This window comes from Streptomyces sp. NPDC007164, assembly GCF_040634135.1.
Classification (GTDB): Bacteria; Actinomycetota; Actinomycetes; order Streptomycetales; family Streptomycetaceae; genus Streptomyces; species Streptomyces sanglieri.
The window spans coordinates 219,551-239,071 of record NZ_JBEYFB010000007.1; the positions used below are offsets into that span (position 1 = coordinate 219,551).

Here is a 19,521-nt window from a genome sequence, read left to right on the forward strand (position 1 = left end):
TTTGTCAGGCGGGTACGACATCCACGGCCGCCGGGGCGCACTGCGCCGCGTGCATCGGCATCTCGGTCAGTCCCGGGTAGTAGATGTGCAGACTGACGGCCGGTTCGAGAGAGTCGTTGACCACTTCGTGCACATAACCGGGCGCGAAGACCCGCTGCGCACCGGAGCCCAGCGCCCGGGCGGCGCGCTCGGTGCGCTCGGTCAGCCGGCCCTCCAGGACGGTCAGCACGCCGGAGGACCGGCCGTGGTCGTGGAGCCCGCTGCCCTGGCCGGGCACCCAGCTGAGCAGCCAGACCTCATAGCCCGGTCCGGTGTGCAGCCGGTGGTACCAGCGGGTGGTGGTGTCGTACCGGACGAGCGGCTCCCACCGAGCGCGGTCGGCGGCGATGGTGCGGGCGAGCCCGACGAACTCGGCCACGGTGGCGGGGTGCTCGCGGGCGGGCTGGAGGAGGTGCTGGACTTCGAGGATGTCGCCGGCGATCTGGAGGTCGCTGTTGCTGTTCATGGATGAGGTGGTTCCTCGGCATGGGGGGTGCATGTGCGGGGTGTCACGGAGACGGGAGAGCCTCGGGCCGCGCGGAGGAAGAAGCAGGGCGGAAAACCTGCGGAAAGCGCTGCGGAGAGGTTCTGCGAGAGGAGCTGGGCCGGAGCCGGCGCCCTGGGGGCATCAACAGCTGCGACAGCTGGAACAGCAACAGCGGGCCTGGACAGCGGTGCGGAACCCACGGAGGTGGGTGGCGTACATCGCGGCAGTCGCTGGCATGCATTAAAGGAGACCGGCTCGATCCTCCGCTGTCAACCTGATGCCCGATTTGGGGGTAATGTTTCACCTCATCCGGTTACCGAAGGTGGGGGAAAGGTTTGTGCGGCCACCGCGCCGGAGATGTGGCGCATCAACCGCGCCCGCAAACGTCGTTGAGGCGTCGTGACCCGAATGTGATCTTGGTCGCTTCGGTGATCGAATCGAAACATCGGGGTGATCCCGGTCGTCTCACTCGGTGAGAAACGAGGACGCGGCGAGACCCATGGCATATGTCAGGTTTTTGGTGATTTGCGCACTTTCCGCATACGCTTGGTTCCGCAGGGTGAATACCGGGGCCAATAGCAGATCTTCGCTTGACTGGCCCGGAGCTACACACTTGTAATTTCACTCGTGTCGTTCGGCCGCAATCAGTAACGGCCGCATCACGGGACGCAAGAGACAGACGAGGGGCGCACATGACCGAGCTGTTCCAGCAACTGCTGGTCGAGGACGCGGACGAGGAACTCGGCTGGCAGGAGCGCGCACTGTGCGCCCAGACCGATCCCGAGTCCTTCTTCCCCGAGAAGGGCGGATCCACCCGCGAGGCCAAGAAGGTCTGTCTCGCCTGTGAGGTCCGGTCCGAATGCCTTGAATATGCCCTTTCCAATGACGAGCGCTTCGGTATCTGGGGCGGCCTCTCGGAGCGTGAACGGCGACGGCTGAAGAAGGCCGCCATCTGAGGCAGACCACCGTCCCGCCGCGAAACACCGCGACCACGGAACGCCTCCCGGCAGGAATATCCGGAGCGCCCGGAAACCCCGGAACCCCCGGACCGTCCGGCCCTCCTGACAACCGCACATCCGGACCACGACCGACCATGGCCCGCCGCCTGCACCCGGCCCGCAGACGACGGGCCATCGCCGTGCCCGCCGCGGCTCCACCCCCGCCCGGCCACCGCCCCGTTCGAGCGCTCGGCGCCATCGCGGTTATCCGTACCGTTAGTGTGGGGCCCCGTCCGAGACGCGCCAACGCCCCGACGGGGCGCGCGCGTACACCGATGCAGCCCCCGGGGTGACGCCCCCCGGACCCGGCCGGAGGGCCCGTACCTCGATGTCCGTGCACAGCCAATCGGCGGCGCCGTACGCGGCCGCCGCCACCCCAGAGTTCCCCCGGCACGTCGTCACCGCCGTGCTCGTCTCCCACGACGGCGCACGCTGGCTGCCCGACGCGCTCGCCGGGCTGCTCGGGCAGGAACGCCCCGTACAGAACATCGTCGCCGCCGACACCGGCAGCGCCGACGACTCCGCGCGACTGGTCACCGAGGCGCTCGGCGCCGAACGGGTCCTGCACCTCGCGCGCCGTACGAGCTTCGGCACCGCCGTCGACGAGGCGACCCGCACGGCCGGTGTCCTCACCCCCGAGGACCTGCCGTACCTGAAGCGCCCCAGCAGCTGGGACCCCGTCAGCAGGAGCTGGCGCGACGACGCCTACGACCTGCCCGAACTGCCGCACGGCGAACCGGTGCAGTGGCTCTGGCTGCTCCACGACGACTGCGCACCCGAACCCGACGCGCTCGCCGAACTGCTGCGCGTCGTCGACACCGACCCGCACGCCTCGATCGTCGGCCCCAAGCTCCGCGGCTGGTACGACCGCAAGCAGCTGCTCGAAGTCGGCGTCTCCATCGCCAACAGCGGACGCCGCTGGACCGGACTCGACCGGCGCGAACAGGACCAGGGCCAGCACGACCAGGTCCGTACCGTGCTCTCCGTCTCCACCGCCGGCATGCTGATCCGCCGTGACATCTGGGAGGAGCTCGGCGGGTTCGACCGCAGGCTCCCCCTGATGCGTGACGACGTCGACCTGTGCTGGCGCGCACACGTCGCGGGACACCGAGTGCTCGTCGCCCCCGACGCCATCCTCAGGCACGCCGAGGCATCCGCCCGCGAGCGCCGCCCCATCGACTGCGCGGGGCGCTCCGTCGCCTCCCCGCACCGCGTCGACAAGGCCGGCGCCGTCTACACGATGCTGGTCAACGCCCGCGCCAAGGCACTGCCCTGGGTGATGCTCCGGCTGGTCGTCGGCACCCTGCTGCGCACCCTCGCCTATCTCGTCGGCAAGGTGCCCGGCCAGGCAGTCGACGAGGTCGCCGGACTCTTCGGCACCCTGCTGCGGCCCGGCCGGATCCTCGCGGCCCGGCGCAGCCGCGGCAAGGGCGTGGTGGACCAGACCGAACTGCGCGGACTCTTCCCGCCGCCCGGCGCCACCGTCCGCGCCACCGTGGACCAGGTCGCCGGGAACTTCGGCAGCTCCGACGCCGACTCGGGCGGCTCCCGGCACGGCGCCGTGGAGTCCGGCCCCGGCGGCGACGACGCCGACTTCCTGGAGATCGAGCAGTTCGCACGGCTCAAGCGGATCGGCCGCAAGCCGGGTCCGGTGCTCTTCGCCGTGCTGCTCCTCGTCTCGCTCGTCGCCTGCCGCGGCCTCCTCGGCGGCGGGGCGCTGGCCGGCGGCGCACTGCTGCCCGCACCCGCCGACGTCTCCGACCTGTGGAGCAAGTACGCGGACGGCTGGCACACGGTCGGCACCGGCGGCACGCAGACCGCGCCGCCCTACCTCGCCGTGCTCTCGGCACTGTCCGCGCTGTTCCTCGGCTCGACCGGCTTCGCGCTCACGCTCCTGCTGGTCTGCTCGGTCCCGCTCGCCGGACTCACCGCCTACTTCGTCTCCCGGCCGCTGCTGGAATCGAGGCTGCTGCGGGCCTGGGCGAGCGTCGCGTACGCCTTCCTGCCCGCCGCGACCGGCGCCCTGGCGACCGGCCGCCTCGGCACCGCCGTACTGGCCGTGCTGCTCCCGCTGATCGCCCGCGCCGCCGCCTCCGCGTACGGCATGCGCGCCGCGGGTGACGCCCGCGGCAGCTGGCGCGCCACCTGGGCGTACACCCTGCTCCTCACCTTCGCGATGGCGTTCACGCCGATCGTGTGGCCGCTCGCCGCGGTCCTCGGCATCGGCGTGCTGGCCCTGCGCCGCGACGACATCGCCGCGTACGGGCTCCGCTTCCTCGCCGTGATCGGCACCCCGCTGCTCGTCCTCGCGCCCTGGTCGCTCTCGCTCCTCACCAGTCCGTCCGGCTTCCTGAAGGAAGCAGGCCTGGACATCGGTACGGGCACGGCCTCCGCGCTCGACCTGCTCGGCATCAGCCCCGGCGGCCCCAAGGCCGCGGGCGGAGTGCTGCTGCTCGGCATCGTGCTCGCCGCGCTGGCCGCGCTGCTGCGCGGGGAACGGCAGTTCGCGGTACGCACCGCGTGGGCGGTCGCGCTCGTGGCACTGGTCTTCGCCGCGCTCGCCAACGGCTCGGGCTGGGCCGGTCCCGCCACCCTCGTCTACGGCATCGCGCTGATCGCCGCCGCGCTGGTGGGCGCGGACGGTGCCCGGATCCGCGTCGCCGAACTCAGCTTCGGCTGGCGGCAGCCGGTCGCCGCGCTGATCGCCCTCGCCGCGGGCCTCGCTCCGGCGCTGGCCGCCGTGGGCTGGATGATCGGTGGCGCGGCGGGCCCGCTGGAGCGCCGCGACCCGGTACAGGTGCCCGCGTTCGTGGCGGAGGAGAGCACCACCCGCGACCAGCCGCGCACCCTGGTCCTCGGCGGCACCTCGCCGGCCAGCGTCTCGTACAGCCTGGTACGCGGCTCCGGCGCGCGGCTCGGCGACGCCGAACTGACCGAGGCGGGCGGCAGCAACAGCCACCTCGACAAGGTCGTCGCCAACCTGGTCGCGGGCTCCGGCGCCGACCAGGGCAGCCAGCTCAGCGGCTTCGCGATCCGTTACGTACTGGTCCGCGACGGCGCCCCGAAGCAGATGAGCCGGGTCCTCGACGCGACCCCGGGGCTCAGCCGGCTGAGCCAGCTCGACGGCAGCGCCCTGTGGCGGGTCGACCGCCAGGTCGCCCGGGTCATGATCATGCCGTCCGGCACCGACGGGGAACCGCTGCCCGTCGGCTCCCTCCCGGTCGAGGCGCACACCAAGGTCCCGGCGGGCGGCTCCGGCCGCGTGCTGCGGATCGCGGACGCCGCCGACCCCGGCTGGCAGGCCACGCTCGACGGCCGGCCGCTGACCCGCAAGACCGTCGACGGCTGGGCCCAGGGCTTCGACCTCCCCGCCGAGGGCGGCACGCTGGACCTCACGTACGACACCCCGTTCACCCATACCGCCTGGATCTGGGCGCAGTCGGCGCTGGCCGTGGTCCTGCTGGTCCTCGCGCTGCCCGGCCGACGCCGGGAGATCGACGACGACCTTCCCGAGGAGACCGTGCCGGTCCCCGCGGAGCCGGTCGCCGGCGAGGGCCGCCGGGCCCGCAGGCTCCGCGCGGCCGCCCAGGCGGAGACGGATGCGGGCACGGAGGCCGAACAGACCGAGGAAGCACCGGAGGCACCGGGGGCGCCGGAGGCGCCGGGGCAGTACATCCCGTCGCAGCAGGCGGGGGAGTATGACCCGCCCCAGCAGATTCCGTCGCAGCAGGTGGGGGGTTACGACCCGGGTCGGCAGACCCCGTCGCAGCAGACGGAGGAGTACGACCCCGCCCAGCAGACGGAGGAGTACGACCCCGCCCAGCAGGCCCCGGACCAGCAGATCCCCGAGCAACAGCCGCACCAGGCCGACGACGGCCAGGCCGCCTACGCCCCGCAGACCGACGACGGCCAGTACGCGGCGGTCCCGCAGCAGCAGTACGGCGAATGGGACACCCAGCAGTACCAGGGCACCGGCTACCAGCAGTACCAGGACGGCCAGTACCAGGGGGAGCAGTACCAACAGGAGCAGTACCAGGGAGAGCAGTACCAAGGGGAGCAGTACCAGGACGGCCAGTACGGCACGCAGCAGGACCACCTCGCCGCCGACCCGTACCAGCAGAACGTCTACGACCCGTACGGCTACGCCCAGCAGCAGTACGACCCACAGGCCCAGGCCCAGGCCCACCCCCAGGCCCACCCCCAGGCGCCGTACGACCCCCAGGCCCAGTACGGGCAGCAGCCCCAGTACGACCCGCGGAACCCCGACGAGAACCCCGACGAGAACCCCGCCCCGGGCCAGAACCCGTGGCCGACCGGTAACGCATCGCGAGGCGAGTCCGAGTGAAATCCAGCAGCCTGTCCCTCATCGCGGGCGCCGTCGCCCTCGCCGCAGTCACCGGATTCGCCGCGCTCACCGCGCCCGGCGACGGGGGCACGGCAGAGGCGAAGACCGCCGCACAGCTGCCAGTGGAACGGTCCAGCCTGCTCTGCCCGGCCCCCGGTCTCTCGGAACTCGCGGAGACGACCTACACCTCCTTCACCCCGGCGGGCAGCGGCGGCGAGGCCGGTGCGGCCGAACTGCAGAAGGCCACCGCGACCACGGCCGACGGCGGGAAGAAGGGCGACAAGGGCGACAAGGACGGGAAGAAGGACGACAAGGGCGGGAAGAAGGCGGATCCCGGAAAGCCGGTCGTCTCGCTCAAGGAGACCGGCAAACCGGTCACGGCCGAGGAGTCCGGCGCCGACACCCCCGCCCTGGTCGGCACCGCCACCGGCCGGCTGGCCCCCGGCTGGACCACCCAGCAGACCACCATGGTCGAGGCCGGCAGCGCCCGCGGCCTGCTCGGTGTCAGCTGCACCGCCCCCGACACCGACTTCTGGTTCCCGGCCGCGAGCACATCGAAGTCCCGCGAGGACTACGTACAGCTGACCAACCCGGACGACACCGCGGCCGTCGCCGACGTCGAGCTGTACGGCCCCGACGGCTCGCTCAAGTCGGACGTCGGCGAGGGCATCACGGTGCCGGCCCGGTCCGGCGTCCCGGTCCTGATCTCCACGCTCACCAGCGAGGTCACCGAGGACGTGACCGTCCACGTCACCACCCGCACCGGACGTGTCGGCGCGGTCATCAGGACCGCGGACGAGAAGACCGGCAGCGACTGGCTGGCCGCCTCCGCCACCCCGACGGGCACCCTGGTGCTCCCCGGCATCCCCGCGGACGCCACCTCGGTCCGTCTCGTGGCCTTCGCACCGGGCGACGCCGACGCCGACCTGACGGTGAAACTCATGGGCAAGACCGGCTCGTTCTCGCCGGTCGGGCAGAACCAGCTCCACGTCAAGTCCCGGATGACCGCGGGCGTCGACCTGAAGGACATCACCAAGGGCGAGGCCGGTTCCCTGCTGCTGACCCCGGCCAAGGGCGAGAAGGGCACCCCGGTGGTCGCCGCACTGCGTGTGGTCCGCGGCACCGGCGACAAGCAGGAGGTCGGCTACATCCCGGCGACCGGCCCGGTGGGCGCGCGGGCGACCGTGGCCGACAACCGGGACAAGGGCTCGATCCTCTCGCTCGCCGCGCCGGGGGCCACCGCCACGGTGAAGGTCACCGCGTCGGCGGGCAGCGGGGGCGGCGAACAGACCGTCAAGAAGTACACGGTCAAGGGCGGTACGACGCTGGCGGTCACCCCGCCCGTACCGGCCGGGCTCAAGGGCGGCTACGCACTGACGGTCGAGACGGAGTCGGGCGGCCCGGTCCACGCCTCGCGCATGCTCACCGTCACGCAGGGCGGCATCCAGATGTTCACCGTGCAGACCCTGTCGGACGACAACGGAACGGTCGAGGTGCCGGCGGCCGAACAGGACCTGTCTGTCCTGGACGACTGAGCATTCCAGGACAAGGACAACGCAGCCCAGAACGAGGACAACGCAGTCCAGGACAAGGGCGACGCAGTCCAGGACGAGGGCGACGCAACGGACGTGCGGGCGGGACCGGAACACCGGCCCCTTCCGTACGTCCGTGCCCTGTTTCGGCCCCGCTACTCCTGCCCGTACCGGGGGTCCACGGACTCCGGGGCGAGCCCGAGCAGCTCCGCGACCTGTTCCACCACGACCTCGTGCACCAGCAGGGCGCGCTCGTCGCGGTTCTTGGTACGGATCTCGACCGGCCGCCGGTAGACCACGATCTGCGCGGGCCGGCCCTTCTCCGCGGAGACCGCTTGCCCCAGCGGAACCGTCTCCTCCTGCGTACCCGGCACATCGAGCACCACGAAGTCGACGTCGGTCAGCTGCGGCCAGCGCCGCTCCAGCCGCTCCACCGAGTCCTGCACGAGATCGCGGAAGTTCTCCGCCCGGCTGGCGGAGAGCGGCACCTGGGGCGGGGCGACGGGCCCCCGCATGCCGCGGCCATGACGGTCACGACGGCGTGGGCGCGGCTCGGACGGGTGCGGCGGTACGGGGCTGTCCATCACTGACGCAGGGTAACCCTCGGCGGGGCGGACGGATCGCCGCTCCCCGACAAGGCACCGGCATGTCCAATCCTGAACAATCCGGCCAACCAGGGGCACGTTTCAGGCCCCGCTCCTGACCGTTGATCTCCTGCTGTATGACAGCTTTTGTGCCGAGTGGTGACCGGAATCGTTGCCGGTACGACCCGGATTTCTCCGTCCTTCCGCAGGTCGGACGGAGTGTCCGGAACGCGTTTGTACCGGCGGACACAGGGCGACACGGTGGGGTGAGCCGGGGGAGAGTCGTCGCAGCCCGCTCAAGAGTGCGGTACCGTCCAACATCGTGAGCCCTGTACGTCGCTGTTCGCGCACCGCGTGCGGCCGCCCTGCCGTCGCGACACTGACGTACGTCTATGCCGACTCGACTGCGGTCCTCGGCCCGCTCGCCACCTACGCCGAGCCCCACTGCTACGACCTCTGCGCCGAGCACAGTGAGCGGCTGACGGCCCCACGCGGCTGGGAGGTCGTCCGGCTCTCCGACCCCTCAGCCCCCACCCGCCCCAGCGGCGACGATCTCGAAGCGCTCGCCAATGCCGTACGGGAAGCGGCGCGGCCGCAGGACCGCGGCAGGGACGGCAGGGGCAGCGGCCCGCACGCGGCCGATCCGATGGAGGTCGCACGCCGCGGCCATCTGCGGGTGCTGCGCTCACCGGACTCCTGAGCACCGCGTACGCCCCCGCCCGGCGGCTCGCCCGAGCCGCCGCCGGGTAGTTTGGGCGGTCCGAAGAAATTTCAGGAGGACCGGCCGTGGCTGCTGATCTGTCGCAGATCGTGAAGGCGTACGACGTGCGCGGAGTGGTGCCCGACCAGTGGGACGAATTCCTGGCCGAGCAGTTCGGGGCGGCGTTCGTCGAGGTGACGGACGCGGACGCGATCGTGATCGGCCACGACATGCGGCCCTCCTCGCCCGCCCTCTCGGGAGCCTTCGCGCGCGGAGCCGCGGCGCGCGGCGCGGACGTCACGCTCATCGGCCTCTGCTCCACCGACCAGCTGTACTTCGCCTCGGGCAGCCTGGGCCTGCCCGGCGCGATGTTCACCGCGTCCCACAATCCGGCGCAGTACAACGGCATCAAGCTCTGCCGGGCGGGCGCCGCACCCGTGGGCCAGGACACCGGACTCCTGGAGATCCGCGCCCTGGTCGAGAAGTGGTCGGAGACCGGCGCCCCGCAGCCGGTCGCCGTACCTGGCACCGTCACCGGGCGCGACACGCTCGCCGACTACGCGGCCCACCTGCTGTCCCTGGTCGACCTGACGTCCATCCGGCCGCTGAAGGTCGTCGTCGACGCGGGCAACGGCATGGGCGGCCACACCGTTCCCACCGTCTTCGCGGACCTGCCCGTCGACCTCGTACCGATGTACTTCGAACTCGACGGCACGTTCCCCAACCACGAGGCCAACCCCCTCGACCCGAAGAACCTCGTCGACCTCCAGGCCCGGGTCGTGGCCGAGGGCGCCGACCTCGGCCTCGCCTTCGACGGCGACGCGGACCGCTGCTTCGTCGTCGACGAGCGGGGCGAAGGCATCTCGCCGTCCGCGATCACCGCCCTGGTCGCCGCCCGGGAACTCGCCCGCAACGGCGGCGAGGGCACCGTCATCCACAACCTGATCACGTCGCTCTCGGTCCCCGAGGTCGTCCGCGAGAACGGCGGCACCCCGGTCCGTACCCGGGTGGGCCACTCCTTCATCAAGGCGGAGATGGCCGAGCACGGCGCGATCTTCGGCGGCGAACACTCCGCGCACTACTACTTCCGCGACTTCTGGAACGCCGACACGGGCATGCTGGCCGCACTCCACGTGCTGGCCGCGCTGGGGGGCGGCCGGGCACCCCTCTCCGAACTGGTCGCCCGGTACGACCGCTACGCCGGCTCCGGCGAGATCAACTCCACCGTCGCCGACCAGAAGGCCCGCACGGCGGCGGTACGAGCATCCTTCGAAACCCGCCCCGGAGCCACGACCGACGACCTGGACGGCCTGACGGTCACGACCCCCGACTGGTGGTTCAACCTCCGGGCCTCCAACACGGAACCCCTGCTGCGCCTGAACGTGGAAGCCCGCGACGAACAGACGATGGCGTCCGTACGCGACGAGGTCCTGACCCTGATCCGCACACCGGACACATCGAACTAGCCGAACATCAACCAGCCGAACACCACTTCCGGGCTCGGCGGCTCTGCGCCGGGTTCGCCCTCAACCGTCCAGGCACCGGCTGCCCGCCGCCATTTCCAGCCCCCCCGGCGCTTGAGGAGCGGGGTCCGGGGCAGCGCCCCGGTTACGGGAAGGGGCGGGCAGGGGAACAGCCCGCCGCAGGCGCACCCGCACCCAACCCCGTACCCCCGTACCCCCACCCCCGGGCCCCCCGGGCCCACCCCGCCCCCCGGCGGTAGGCTGACGTCGCCTGATCCGTAGCTCGAAGGGACCCACCCCATGCCGCTCGAAGCCGGCCTCCTGGAGATCCTCGCCTGCCCGGCCTGTCACTCCCCGCTCGAAGACCGGTCGGCGGCCGACACCCCCGAACTGGTCTGCACCGGCAAGGACTGCGCCCTGGCCTACCCGGTACGGGACGGCATTCCCGTCCTCCTCGTCGACGAGGCCCGCCGCCCCGCGTAACGGCGCACGGTGCAAACGCCCACCGCCCCGCACCCCGCACGGTGATCGGAGGACCGTCCCCATGCTCGACGAGTCGCTGCTCGACGCCCCGGAAGCCCTGGCCCGAGCCGACCGCCGCGGCCTGCTCCGCGGCGCCGCCGAAGCCGGGGCCCGGGTCCGTACCGCCGCCCGGCACGCCGCCGAGGCGGGCATCGCCGAACTGAACCCGGAGGGCCGCCCCCGCGCCGTACTGGTCGCCGGCTCCGGCACCGCCGCATCCGGCGTCGCCGACCTGATCACCGCCCTGGCCGGCGCCTCCGCACCGGTCACCCGCATCCACCCCACCGGGGTCGCCCCCGCCGCGGGCGCGATGCGCTGGACCCTGCCCGGCTGGGCCGGCTCCGTCGACCTGCTGCTGATCGTCACGGCCGACGGCTCCGAGCCGGGCCTCGCCCTCCTCGCCGAGCAGGCGTACCGCCGAGGCTGCAGCGTCGTCGCCGTCACCCCCCGCCAGTCACCGCTGCGCGAGGCGATCGACGGGGCGCACGGACTCGTCGTACCGATGGCCTCCGCCCCGCACGGCGAGTACGACGCCGAGACATCGGCCGCAGGACCCGGCACGCTCTGGGCCCTGTTCACCCCGCTGCTCGCCCTGCTCGACCGGGTCGGCCTGCTCACCGCGCCGGCCGAGGCACTCCAGAGCGTCGCCGACCGCTTGGACCGCACCGCGGAACGCTGCGGTCCGGCCATCGCCACGTACAGCAACCCGGCCAAGACCCTCGCGGCCGAACTCGCCGACAGCCTGCCCCTGATCTGGACCGAGGGCGAAGCCGCCGCTCCCGTCGGCCGCAGATTCGCCGCCGTCCTGGCCGAGCTGTCCGGCCGGCCGGCCCTGGCCGCCGAACTGCCCGAGGCACTGCCCGCGCACGGCGCGATGCTGGCGGGCACGTTCGCCGCCGGGGCCGACCCCGACGACTTCTTCCGAGACCGGGTCGACGAGCCCGATCCGCTGCACGCCCGCGTCGTACTGCTCCGCGACCGCCCCACCGGCGGCCTGAGCGCGGCCCCCGCCGCCCGCGAACTGGCCCTGGGCCACGACACGGCGATCAGCGAACTCGAACCGGACGAGGGCACCGAGCTCGAAGCCCTCGCCGAACTGCTAGCGGTCACCGACTTCGCCGCCGTCTACGTGGCCCTGGCGTCGGCAACCGGCGCCTGACCAGAGGCCCTGCCACCAGGGCCCGGAGCCAGAACACCGCACCACGCCCCCGCACCAGAGCACCGCACCAGAGCACCGCACCCCCGATCCACGCATCTCACAAGGACGAACACCATGGACCGGCTCTCCAACACCGTGCGCCCTTACGCCTGGGGCTCCACCACCGCCATCCCCGAACTGCTCGGCATCGCCCCCACCGGCGAACCCCAGGCCGAGATGTGGATGGGTGCCCACCCCGGCGCCCCCTCGCTCCTCACCCGCATAACCGCCCCCAGCACCAGCACCAACCTCAGCACCGCCCCCAACACCAACACCGCAGCCAACACCGGCCCCGGCGAGCCCACCCCCCAACAGCCCCTCACCGACGTCATCGCCGCCGCCCCCGAGCGCGAACTCGGCCGGGCCACCGTCGAGAAGTTCGGCCCCCGCCTCCCCTTCCTCCTCAAACTGCTCGCCGCCGGCGCCCCGCTCTCCCTCCAGGTCCACCCCGACCTCGCACAGGCCAAGCGGGGCTACGAGGACGAGGAGCGCCGGTCCGTCCCGATCGACGCGCCCCACCGCACGTACAAGGACGCCAACCACAAGCCCGAGCTGATCTGCGCGCTCACCCCCTTCGCCGGCCTGTGCGGCTTCCGCCGGCCCACCGAGGCGGCCGAGGCGATGGCGGCGCTCGGCGTCGACTCCCTCAAGCCGTACGTCGACCTGCTCGGCGCCCACCCCGAAGAGGCCGCCCTGCGCGAGGTCCTCACCGCGGTCCTCGGCGCCGACCCCGCGGAGATGGCCGAAACGGTGAACCTGACCGCGGCAGCCGCCGAACGCCTCGGCGGCGCCCACGCCCCGTACGCCCGGATCGCCCACCACTTCCCCGGCGACCCCGGCGTCATCGCGGCGATGCTGCTGAACTACGTCGAGCTCCAGCCCGGCGAGGCCCTGTTCCTCGGCGCGGGAGTCCCGCACGCCTACCTCGACGGCCTCGGCGTGGAGATCATGGCCAACTCGGACAACGTGCTGCGCTGCGGACTCACGCCCAAGCACATCGACGTACCCGAACTCCTCCGCATCGTCCGCTTCGAGGCGACCGATCCCGGCGTCCTGCGCCCCGAGGCCTCGCCGACCGGCGAGGAACTGTACGAGACGCCCGTGGACGAATTCCGGCTCTCCCGCTTCGACCTCTCGCCCGGCGCCGCCCCCGTCGACCTGACCAGGGACGCCCCGCAGATCCTGCTCTGCACCGGGGGAGCCCCGAAAGCCGGCGAATTCGACCTCGCCCCCGGCGCCTCCGTGTTCGTACCATCCGGCGAAAAGACCGAAGTGTCCGGTACGGGAACTCTGTTCCGCGCCACAGTGGTGGTCTGACGTACCGTCCGCACCAGCGACTGCAACAATGTCCGGCCGTACCGCGGCGCCAGGGCCGCAGCACCGAAGAAGGGACACCAGGCACCCATGAGTGCGTCAGGCGGAACCAAGGCGATCGTGGCGGCACTCGGCGCCAACCTCGCGATCGCAGTGGCCAAATTCGTGGCGTTCCTGTTCAGTGGCTCGTCGTCGATGCTCGCGGAGAGCGTCCACTCGGTCGCCGACTCGGGCAACCAGGGCCTGCTGCTGCTCGGCGGCAAGAAGGCCAAGCGCGAGGCCACCCCCCAGCACCCCTTCGGCTACGGCCGCGAGCGCTACATCTACGCGTTCCTCGTCTCCATCGTGCTCTTCTCGGTCGGTGGCATGTTCGCGGTGTACGAGGGCTACGAGAAGATCAAGCACCCGCACGAGATCGAGGCCTGGTACTGGCCGGTCGGCGTGCTGGTCTTCGCGATCATCGCCGAGGGCTTCTCCTTCCGTACGGCGATCAAGGAGTCCAACCAGACCCGCGGTTCGCTCTCCTGGAGGGAGTTCGTCCGCCGGGCGAAGGCCCCCGAGCTCCCCGTCGTACTGCTGGAGGACCTCGGCGCGCTGATCGGCCTGGTGCTCGCCCTCGCGGGCGTCGGCCTGGCCCTCGCGACCGGCAACGGCGTCTGGGACGGCATCGGAACCCTCTGCATCGGCATCCTGCTGATCATCATCGCGATCGTGCTCGCCGCCGAGACGAAGTCCCTCCTGCTCGGCGAGGCCGCCGGCACCGACCAGGTCGAGAGGATCAAGGCCGCCGTCGTCGACGGCGACACGGTCACCGGCGTCATCCACATGCGTACGCTCCACCTCGGCCCGGAGGAACTGCTCGTCGCCGCCAAGATCGCGGTACAGCACGACGACACGGCCACCGAGGTCGCCAACGCCATCAACGCCGCCGAGAGCCGGATCCGCGAAGCGGTCCCGATCGCCCGGGTCATCTACCTGGAACCGGACATCTACAACGAGGCAGCCGCAGCGGCCGGCACCAACCCCGGCAAGGCCCCGGGCGGCGCTCCCGAGGGTCCCGAGGGTCCCGAGGGCCCCGGGGACGAAACCCCGGACACCTTGAAGAAATCCGGCCACTGATCCCGGCCGTCCGCTGCACTCGGCGGCCCGCTCGGCCCGCTCGGCCCGCTCGGCCCGCCCGCTCCACCCGGCACCTCACCGCCCCGCCCAGCCCCGGCCCACCTTCCACCTGCCCATACGCCCTCCGGCCCGTTCTCACCCCTCTCACCCCTCTAGCCCCTCGCGCCGCCCCCGCCCCGACACCCCGCCCTCCCGGACACCTCCCGTCCCGGGGCGGACTGGGAGCGACTGGGCCGATCGGTGTAGATTCGACGGCAGTGTCAGACGTCGCTGCTGATGGCGGTCGATCGGCCCGCACGAGCGGACCGGCCGAGGGAGAGAGGGCCTCCGACGGACTGCGCTGCGAGCGCCCGGGCATTCGTGTGCCCGCCGCCGCAGAGCCATCCGTGCCCCACCTCGACCCATCTACGAGGAGCAGCCCGTTATGACGACGGTCGCCAATCGACAGGACTTCAAGGTCGCCGACCTCTCCCTCGCGACGTTCGGCCGCAAGGAGATCACCCTCGCCGAGCACGAGATGCCCGGCCTGATGTCGATCCGCAAGGAGTACGCCGCAACGCAGCCGCTGGCCGGCGCCCGCATCACCGGCTCGCTGCACATGACCGTGCAGACCGCCGTGCTGATCGAGACCCTGGTCGCCCTCGGCGCCGAGGTCCGCTGGGCCTCCTGCAACATCTTCTCCACCCAGGACCACGCCGCCGCGGCCATCGCCGTCGGCCCGAACGGCACCCCGGAAGCCCCCGCGGGCGTCCCGGTCTTCGCCTGGAAGGGCGAGACGCTGGAGGAGTACTGGTGGTGCACGGAGCAGGCCCTGACCTGGCCGAACACCCCCACCGGCGGCCCGAACATGATCCTCGACGACGGTGGTGACGCCACCCTCCTCGTCCACAAGGGCGTCGAGTTCGAGAAGGCCGGTGCCGCCCCGGACCCGTCGACCGCGGACAGCGAGGAGTACGCCCACATCCTCACCCTGCTGAACCGCACCCTCGGCGAGGCCCCGCAGAAGTGGACCCAGCTGGCGTCCGAGATCCGCGGCGTCACCGAGGAGACCACGACCGGTGTGCACCGGCTGTACGAGATGCACCGCGACGGCACCCTCCTCTTCCCGGCGATCAACGTCAACGACGCCGTCACCAAGTCCAAGTTCGACAACAAGTACGGCTGCCGCCACTCGTTGATCGACGGCATCAACCGCGCCACGGACGTCCTGATCGGCGGCAAGACCGCCGTCGTCTGTGGCTACGGCGACGTGGGCAAGGGCTGCGCGGAGTCCCTGCGCGGCCAGGGCGCCCGGGTCATCGTCACGGAGATCGACCCGATCTGCGCCCTGCAGGCGGCGATGGACGGCTACCAGGTCGCCACGCTCGACGACGTCGTCGGCCAGGCCGACATCTTTGTCACCACGACGGGCAACAAGGACATCATCATGGCCGCCGACATGGCCAAGATGAAGCACCAGGCCATCGTCGGAAACATCGGCCACTTCGACAACGAGATCGACATGGCCGGTCTGGCGCAGATCGACGGCATCGTCAAGGACGAGGTCAAGCCGCAGGTCCACACCTGGACGTTCCCCGACGGCAGGGTCCTCATCGTGCTGTCCGAGGGCCGCCTGCTGAACCTGGGCAACGCCACCGGCCACCCCTCGTTCGTCATGTCCAACTCGTTCGCGGACCAGACCCTGGCCCAGATCGAGCTGTTCACCAAGCCCGAGGAGTACCCGACCGATGTCTACGTGCTGCCCAAGCACCTGGACGAGAAGGTCGCCCGTCTCCACCTCGACGCGCTCGGCGTGAGGCTCACGACGCTCCGCCCCGAGCAGGCCGCGTACATCGGTGTCGAGGTCGACGGCCCGTACAAGCCCGACCACTACCGCTACTGATCCCGCCCGTCGGCGACCGCCCACGTCACCACCGGTCAGTGACGACCGGCGGCCGCCGACAGACGGAACAGCTTCAGCAGTAGCAGCAGAAGCAAGAGCAGCTACGAGCGCAGGCCCCCGCACCCCCGTGTCGGGGGCCTGCCCCGTAAAGCGCCACCCGCTCAGCCCGAGGAACCCCGAAGGACCCCATGCCCCGCGGCCGATATTCGCTCCACGATCTTCACGATCACACCCCCCTCGGCGAAGAACACTTCCAATGCGCACCAGGCCCCTCCGGCTGGCGCTACCTCTCCCGTACCACCGCCCCTTCCGGTGACCACCTCGGATCGGTCGACCTCACCCTCGACGAGCTGGGCCGACCCATCCGCCTCGAACTCCACGCCGCAAGCTGGCAGGTCCGCGGCGCCGCCCTCGAAGGCGTCACCTGGGTCCGTACCGACCCGACCGGAACCCATGCCACCGAAGGCAATGTGCGCGCCCACGCCTTCACCGGCACTTCCCCCGCGTTCCTCGTCGCGACCGCACGACTGCTGAGACTCACCCCCGATTCCCCCGCGACCCGCGTCCGCCTGGTCGCCTTCACGGACCCGGTCCTCGCCCCCCGCACCGTCGACCAGTCCTGGGCCCTGGTGAACAGTGAAGCGCACACCACTGACAACGGCCCTCTGACCGTGGACGAATACCAGGTCAGCGCACTGGACACCGGTGAGCAGCACACCGTCCACATCGCCGGCGACGTGGTCGTCTCGGCCCCAGGCATCGAGCTCGAAGACCTGGAGTCCCCGCCCTCGTCGTTCTAGGCGGGCGGTGCGAACCCCGTGGCAGCAGGCGGCACCCGACTCTCCTCATCCCCCACAGCCGGCACAGCCACCCCAGCTCCACCACCCACCGGAGCCCCACCGACCACAACGCCACCCCCCGGCCGACCGGCCTGCCCCGCGGAACCACCACGGCCATCACGTCCATCACGGTCACCATGACCATCACGTGCAGCCGAATCCTGGGCGGCGGCGAACACCCGCCGCGCATCCCGCGCCTGCCGCTCGTTCACCACCGCTGCCAGATACGCCCCGGCCGGCACCCCCTCGGGCACCGGCACTCCGGTCCGCTCCGCCAACTCCCCGGCCAGCCGTTCCGCCATCGACCACCCCACCTGCGCATCGAGCTGATGCATACGGGTCAGGTACTGCCGAACCGCCAGCCACAGAGATTCCGGCACCGCCGACAGATCAAGCCCCGCGAACCGCCCGACGAGCCACGGCGGCGGAGGCGGCACGGCGGCGGCCCGCCCCGCGGGCATCCGCTCCCGTACGACGAGCGTCCCCGCGAACACATCACCGAGCCGCCGCCCCCGCGCCGACACCAGCGAGGCGCTACACGCGACAACCCCGAACGTCATCAGAATCTCCACGACCCCGATGGCCCCCCGCACCAGCGCATGCCGGAACCGGATCGGCCCCCCGTCGTCCCGCACCACCCGCAGCCCGCACGCCAGCTTCCCGAGCGAACGCCCGTGGCTCAGCGTCTCCACCGCGATGGGCCCACCCACCAGTACCAGCAGGAACGCCGCCACGGACACCGCCGCGAGCGCCGCGTCGTCCAGCGACGCCGTCGCGATGGCCAGCCCGATCGACACCAGGACGAACGCCGCCCCCACCACGGCAAGATCGATGGCCAGTGCCAGCGCCCGGCTCGGCAATTTCGCCGGCCGCAGCCCCAACACGACCGCGTCCCCGGTCACGAGCTCATTCATCGCCGCCCCACCCTTCGCCGACCATCCCTGCCCCTCGGGGCCTCAGTCTGCCAAGCTGACCGGCAGCGCGCCGCCGTAGTACGAACCCGTACGCACCCATGCCTGGAGCAGCAGCCGACCATGGATCTCGATGTCTTCGTGACCGCCCACCGCGCAGAGTGGGACCGCCTGGACCATCTCCTGCACCGAGGGCGCCGGCTCACCGGCACGGAAGCCGACGAACTCGTCGAGCTCTACCAGCGCACGGCCACCCATCTCTCGCTCCTCCAGTCCAGCACCCCGGACCCGATTCTTACGGCACGCCTCACCCAGCTCGTGGCCCGTGCCCGAGCCACGGTCACCGGCACCCGCCGAGCATCCTGGCGCGACGCCACCCGCTTTCTCACGGCCGGATTCCCCGCCGCCGTCTACCGCTCCAGGCGTTGGTGGATACCCACCGCGGTCCTCTCGACATTGCTGGCCGCAGTCATCGGCTGGTGGATCGGCGCGCATCCGGAGGTCCAGTCGGCCATCGCGGCCCCGGAGGACCTCCGCCGCATGACCAGTCCGGGCGGGGAGTACGAGACGTACTACTCCAGCCACCCGGCCGCATCGTTCGCGGCCCAGGTATGGACGAACAACGCCCAGGCCGCAGCCATGTGCCTGGTCCTGGGAGCGTTCCTCTGCATCCCGGTGATCTGGATCCTCTTCATCAACGTGCTCAACCTCGGTGTCGGCATCGGCCTGATGTCCTCGGCCGGCCGGCTCGACACCTTCCTCGGGCTGATCCTCCCGCACGGCCTGCTCGAACTCACCGCCGTCTTCGTCGCCGCGGGTACGGGCCTGCGCCTCGGCTGGACCGTCATCGACCCGGGCCCGATGAGCCGGCGCTCGGCCCTCGCCCAGCAGGGCCGGGCCGCGATCGGCATGGCCATCGGCCTCGCCCTGGTCCTGTTCGTCTCCGGCCTGATCGAAGGCTTCGTCACCCCCTCGGGCCTCCCGACCTGGGGACGCATCACCATCGGCATCGTGGCCGAGGCGGCCTTCCTCGCCTACGTCTACATCCTGGGCGGCCGAGCAGCGCGAGCCGGGGACGGCGGCGACGTCGACCCCACGGAACGAAGCGCCGAACTTCCGGTGGCCGCCTGATGTGCGGACGACCCCTCTGACCTGCTAGTCTCCTCCTCGCCCCAAAAAGCCATTGACATGGCCGACATGGGGAGGTAGATTTTAACGGTTGCCTCGGACTGGACAAGTCCGGGCCCAGCAGTTAGTCTCTACTTCGCTCTCGCCGGGAATTGAATTTCCGCGGGGCCATCGATTCCCTTACTTCGGATCGCGAAGCCGATTTTTCGGCCGAATCTTTCTGATAAAGTCGAATCAGCCGAGAGGCAAAGACCGCTCCAACGGTCACCAGAATTCAAATTCGAACCGGAAACGGAACGAAAAAGAGTCTGGTAGGGTTGGAACCGCCGGAAAGGGAAACGCGAAAGCGAAGAACTGGAAAGCGAAAAGCAGGATCCCGCTTCGACCGGGAATCGGACACGAAAGAGTCTGATAGAGTCGGAAACGCAAGACCGAAGGGAAAAGCCCGGAGGAAAGCCCC

15 protein-coding genes are annotated in these 19,521 nt (G+C 71.2%); 12 read left to right on the forward strand and 3 right to left on the reverse strand.

The annotated features are described in order from the left end of the window. Positions 1-4: 4 nt before the first annotated feature. Positions 5-505, reverse strand: a complete 501-nt coding sequence (locus tag ABZ622_RS13585; protein WP_360542587.1) for a cysteine dioxygenase family protein — start codon at positions 503-505, stop codon at positions 5-7. 713 nt (positions 506-1,218) lie between these two features. On the opposite strand from ABZ622_RS13585, the gene ABZ622_RS13590 reads away from it, so the two are divergent. From ABZ622_RS13590 to ABZ622_RS13600, 3 genes are all read left to right on the forward strand, one after another. Then, positions 1,219-1,482: a WhiB family transcriptional regulator gene (locus ABZ622_RS13590; RefSeq protein ID WP_003968728.1), complete on the forward strand. Its 264-nt coding sequence runs from the start codon at positions 1,219-1,221 to the stop codon at positions 1,480-1,482. A 370-nt stretch (positions 1,483-1,852) separates the two neighbouring features. Further along, positions 1,853-5,869: a glycosyltransferase gene (locus tag ABZ622_RS13595; protein ID WP_360542589.1), complete on the forward strand. Its 4,017-nt coding sequence runs from the start codon at positions 1,853-1,855 to the stop codon at positions 5,867-5,869. Further along, positions 5,866-7,404 (forward strand): DUF5719 family protein, encoded by a 1,539-nt coding sequence (locus tag ABZ622_RS13600; RefSeq protein WP_360542591.1) that lies wholly within the window; start codon positions 5,866-5,868, stop codon positions 7,402-7,404. The genes ABZ622_RS13595 and ABZ622_RS13600 overlap by 4 nt, the downstream gene beginning before the upstream one ends. 152 nt (positions 7,405-7,556) lie before the next feature. Here the strand turns inward: ABZ622_RS13600 and ABZ622_RS13605 are convergent, their stop codons facing one another. After that, positions 7,557-7,985 (reverse strand): metallopeptidase family protein, encoded by a 429-nt coding sequence (locus ABZ622_RS13605; protein ID WP_360542593.1) that lies wholly within the window; start codon positions 7,983-7,985, stop codon positions 7,557-7,559. Positions 7,986-8,307: 322 nt separating this feature from the next. On the opposite strand from ABZ622_RS13605, the gene ABZ622_RS13610 reads away from it, so the two are divergent. The 8 genes from ABZ622_RS13610 to ABZ622_RS13645 all read left to right on the forward strand — a co-directional run bounded on the left by ABZ622_RS13610 (position 8,308) and on the right by ABZ622_RS13645 (position 16,983). Then, the gene (locus ABZ622_RS13610; RefSeq protein ID WP_360542595.1) at positions 8,308-8,685 is read left to right on the forward strand and encodes a DUF3499 domain-containing protein; all 378 of its coding nucleotides are present in this window, start codon (positions 8,308-8,310) and stop codon (positions 8,683-8,685) included. An 86-nt stretch (positions 8,686-8,771) separates the two neighbouring features. Next, on the forward strand, positions 8,772-10,151 hold the full coding sequence (locus tag ABZ622_RS13615; RefSeq protein WP_360542600.1) for a phosphomannomutase/phosphoglucomutase: 1,380 nt from the start codon (positions 8,772-8,774) through the stop codon (positions 10,149-10,151). A gap of 297 nt (positions 10,152-10,448) precedes the next feature. Further along, entirely contained in the window at positions 10,449-10,631 is a 183-nt protein-coding gene (locus tag ABZ622_RS13620) for a Trm112 family protein (protein ID WP_342284866.1), read from the forward strand. Positions 10,632-10,692: 61 nt separating this feature from the next. Then, positions 10,693-11,829 carry an SIS domain-containing protein gene (locus ABZ622_RS13625; protein ID WP_360542602.1) on the forward strand — a complete coding sequence of 379 codons (1,137 nt, stop codon included), beginning with the start codon at positions 10,693-10,695 and terminating at the stop codon, positions 11,827-11,829. Between the two features lie 114 nt (positions 11,830-11,943). Next, complete coding sequence (gene manA / locus ABZ622_RS13630) at positions 11,944-13,185, forward strand: mannose-6-phosphate isomerase, class I (protein ID WP_360542604.1); 1,242 nt, start codon at positions 11,944-11,946, stop codon at positions 13,183-13,185. Positions 13,186-13,272: 87 nt separating this feature from the next. Then, a complete protein-coding gene (locus tag ABZ622_RS13635; protein WP_360542606.1) occupies positions 13,273-14,301 on the forward strand; it encodes a cation diffusion facilitator family transporter in 1,029 nt (342 codons plus the stop codon). 424 nt (positions 14,302-14,725) lie between these two features. Then, positions 14,726-16,183 carry an adenosylhomocysteinase gene (gene ahcY, locus ABZ622_RS13640; RefSeq protein WP_360542608.1) on the forward strand — a complete coding sequence of 486 codons (1,458 nt, stop codon included), beginning with the start codon at positions 14,726-14,728 and terminating at the stop codon, positions 16,181-16,183. Between the two features lie 188 nt (positions 16,184-16,371). Beyond that, positions 16,372-16,983 (forward strand): hypothetical protein, encoded by a 612-nt coding sequence (locus ABZ622_RS13645; RefSeq protein WP_360542610.1) that lies wholly within the window; start codon positions 16,372-16,374, stop codon positions 16,981-16,983. Here ABZ622_RS13645 and ABZ622_RS13650 read toward each other — a convergent pair. Further along, positions 16,980-17,936, reverse strand: a complete 957-nt coding sequence (locus tag ABZ622_RS13650) for an RDD family protein (RefSeq protein WP_360542612.1) — start codon at positions 17,934-17,936, stop codon at positions 16,980-16,982. The genes ABZ622_RS13645 and ABZ622_RS13650 overlap by 4 nt on opposite strands. A 120-nt stretch (positions 17,937-18,056) precedes the next feature. Between ABZ622_RS13650 and ABZ622_RS13655 the strand changes: the two genes are divergently transcribed. Further along, positions 18,057-19,064, forward strand: a complete 1,008-nt coding sequence (locus ABZ622_RS13655; RefSeq protein WP_360542614.1) for a stage II sporulation protein M — start codon at positions 18,057-18,059, stop codon at positions 19,062-19,064. Positions 19,065-19,521: the final 457 nt, after the last annotated feature.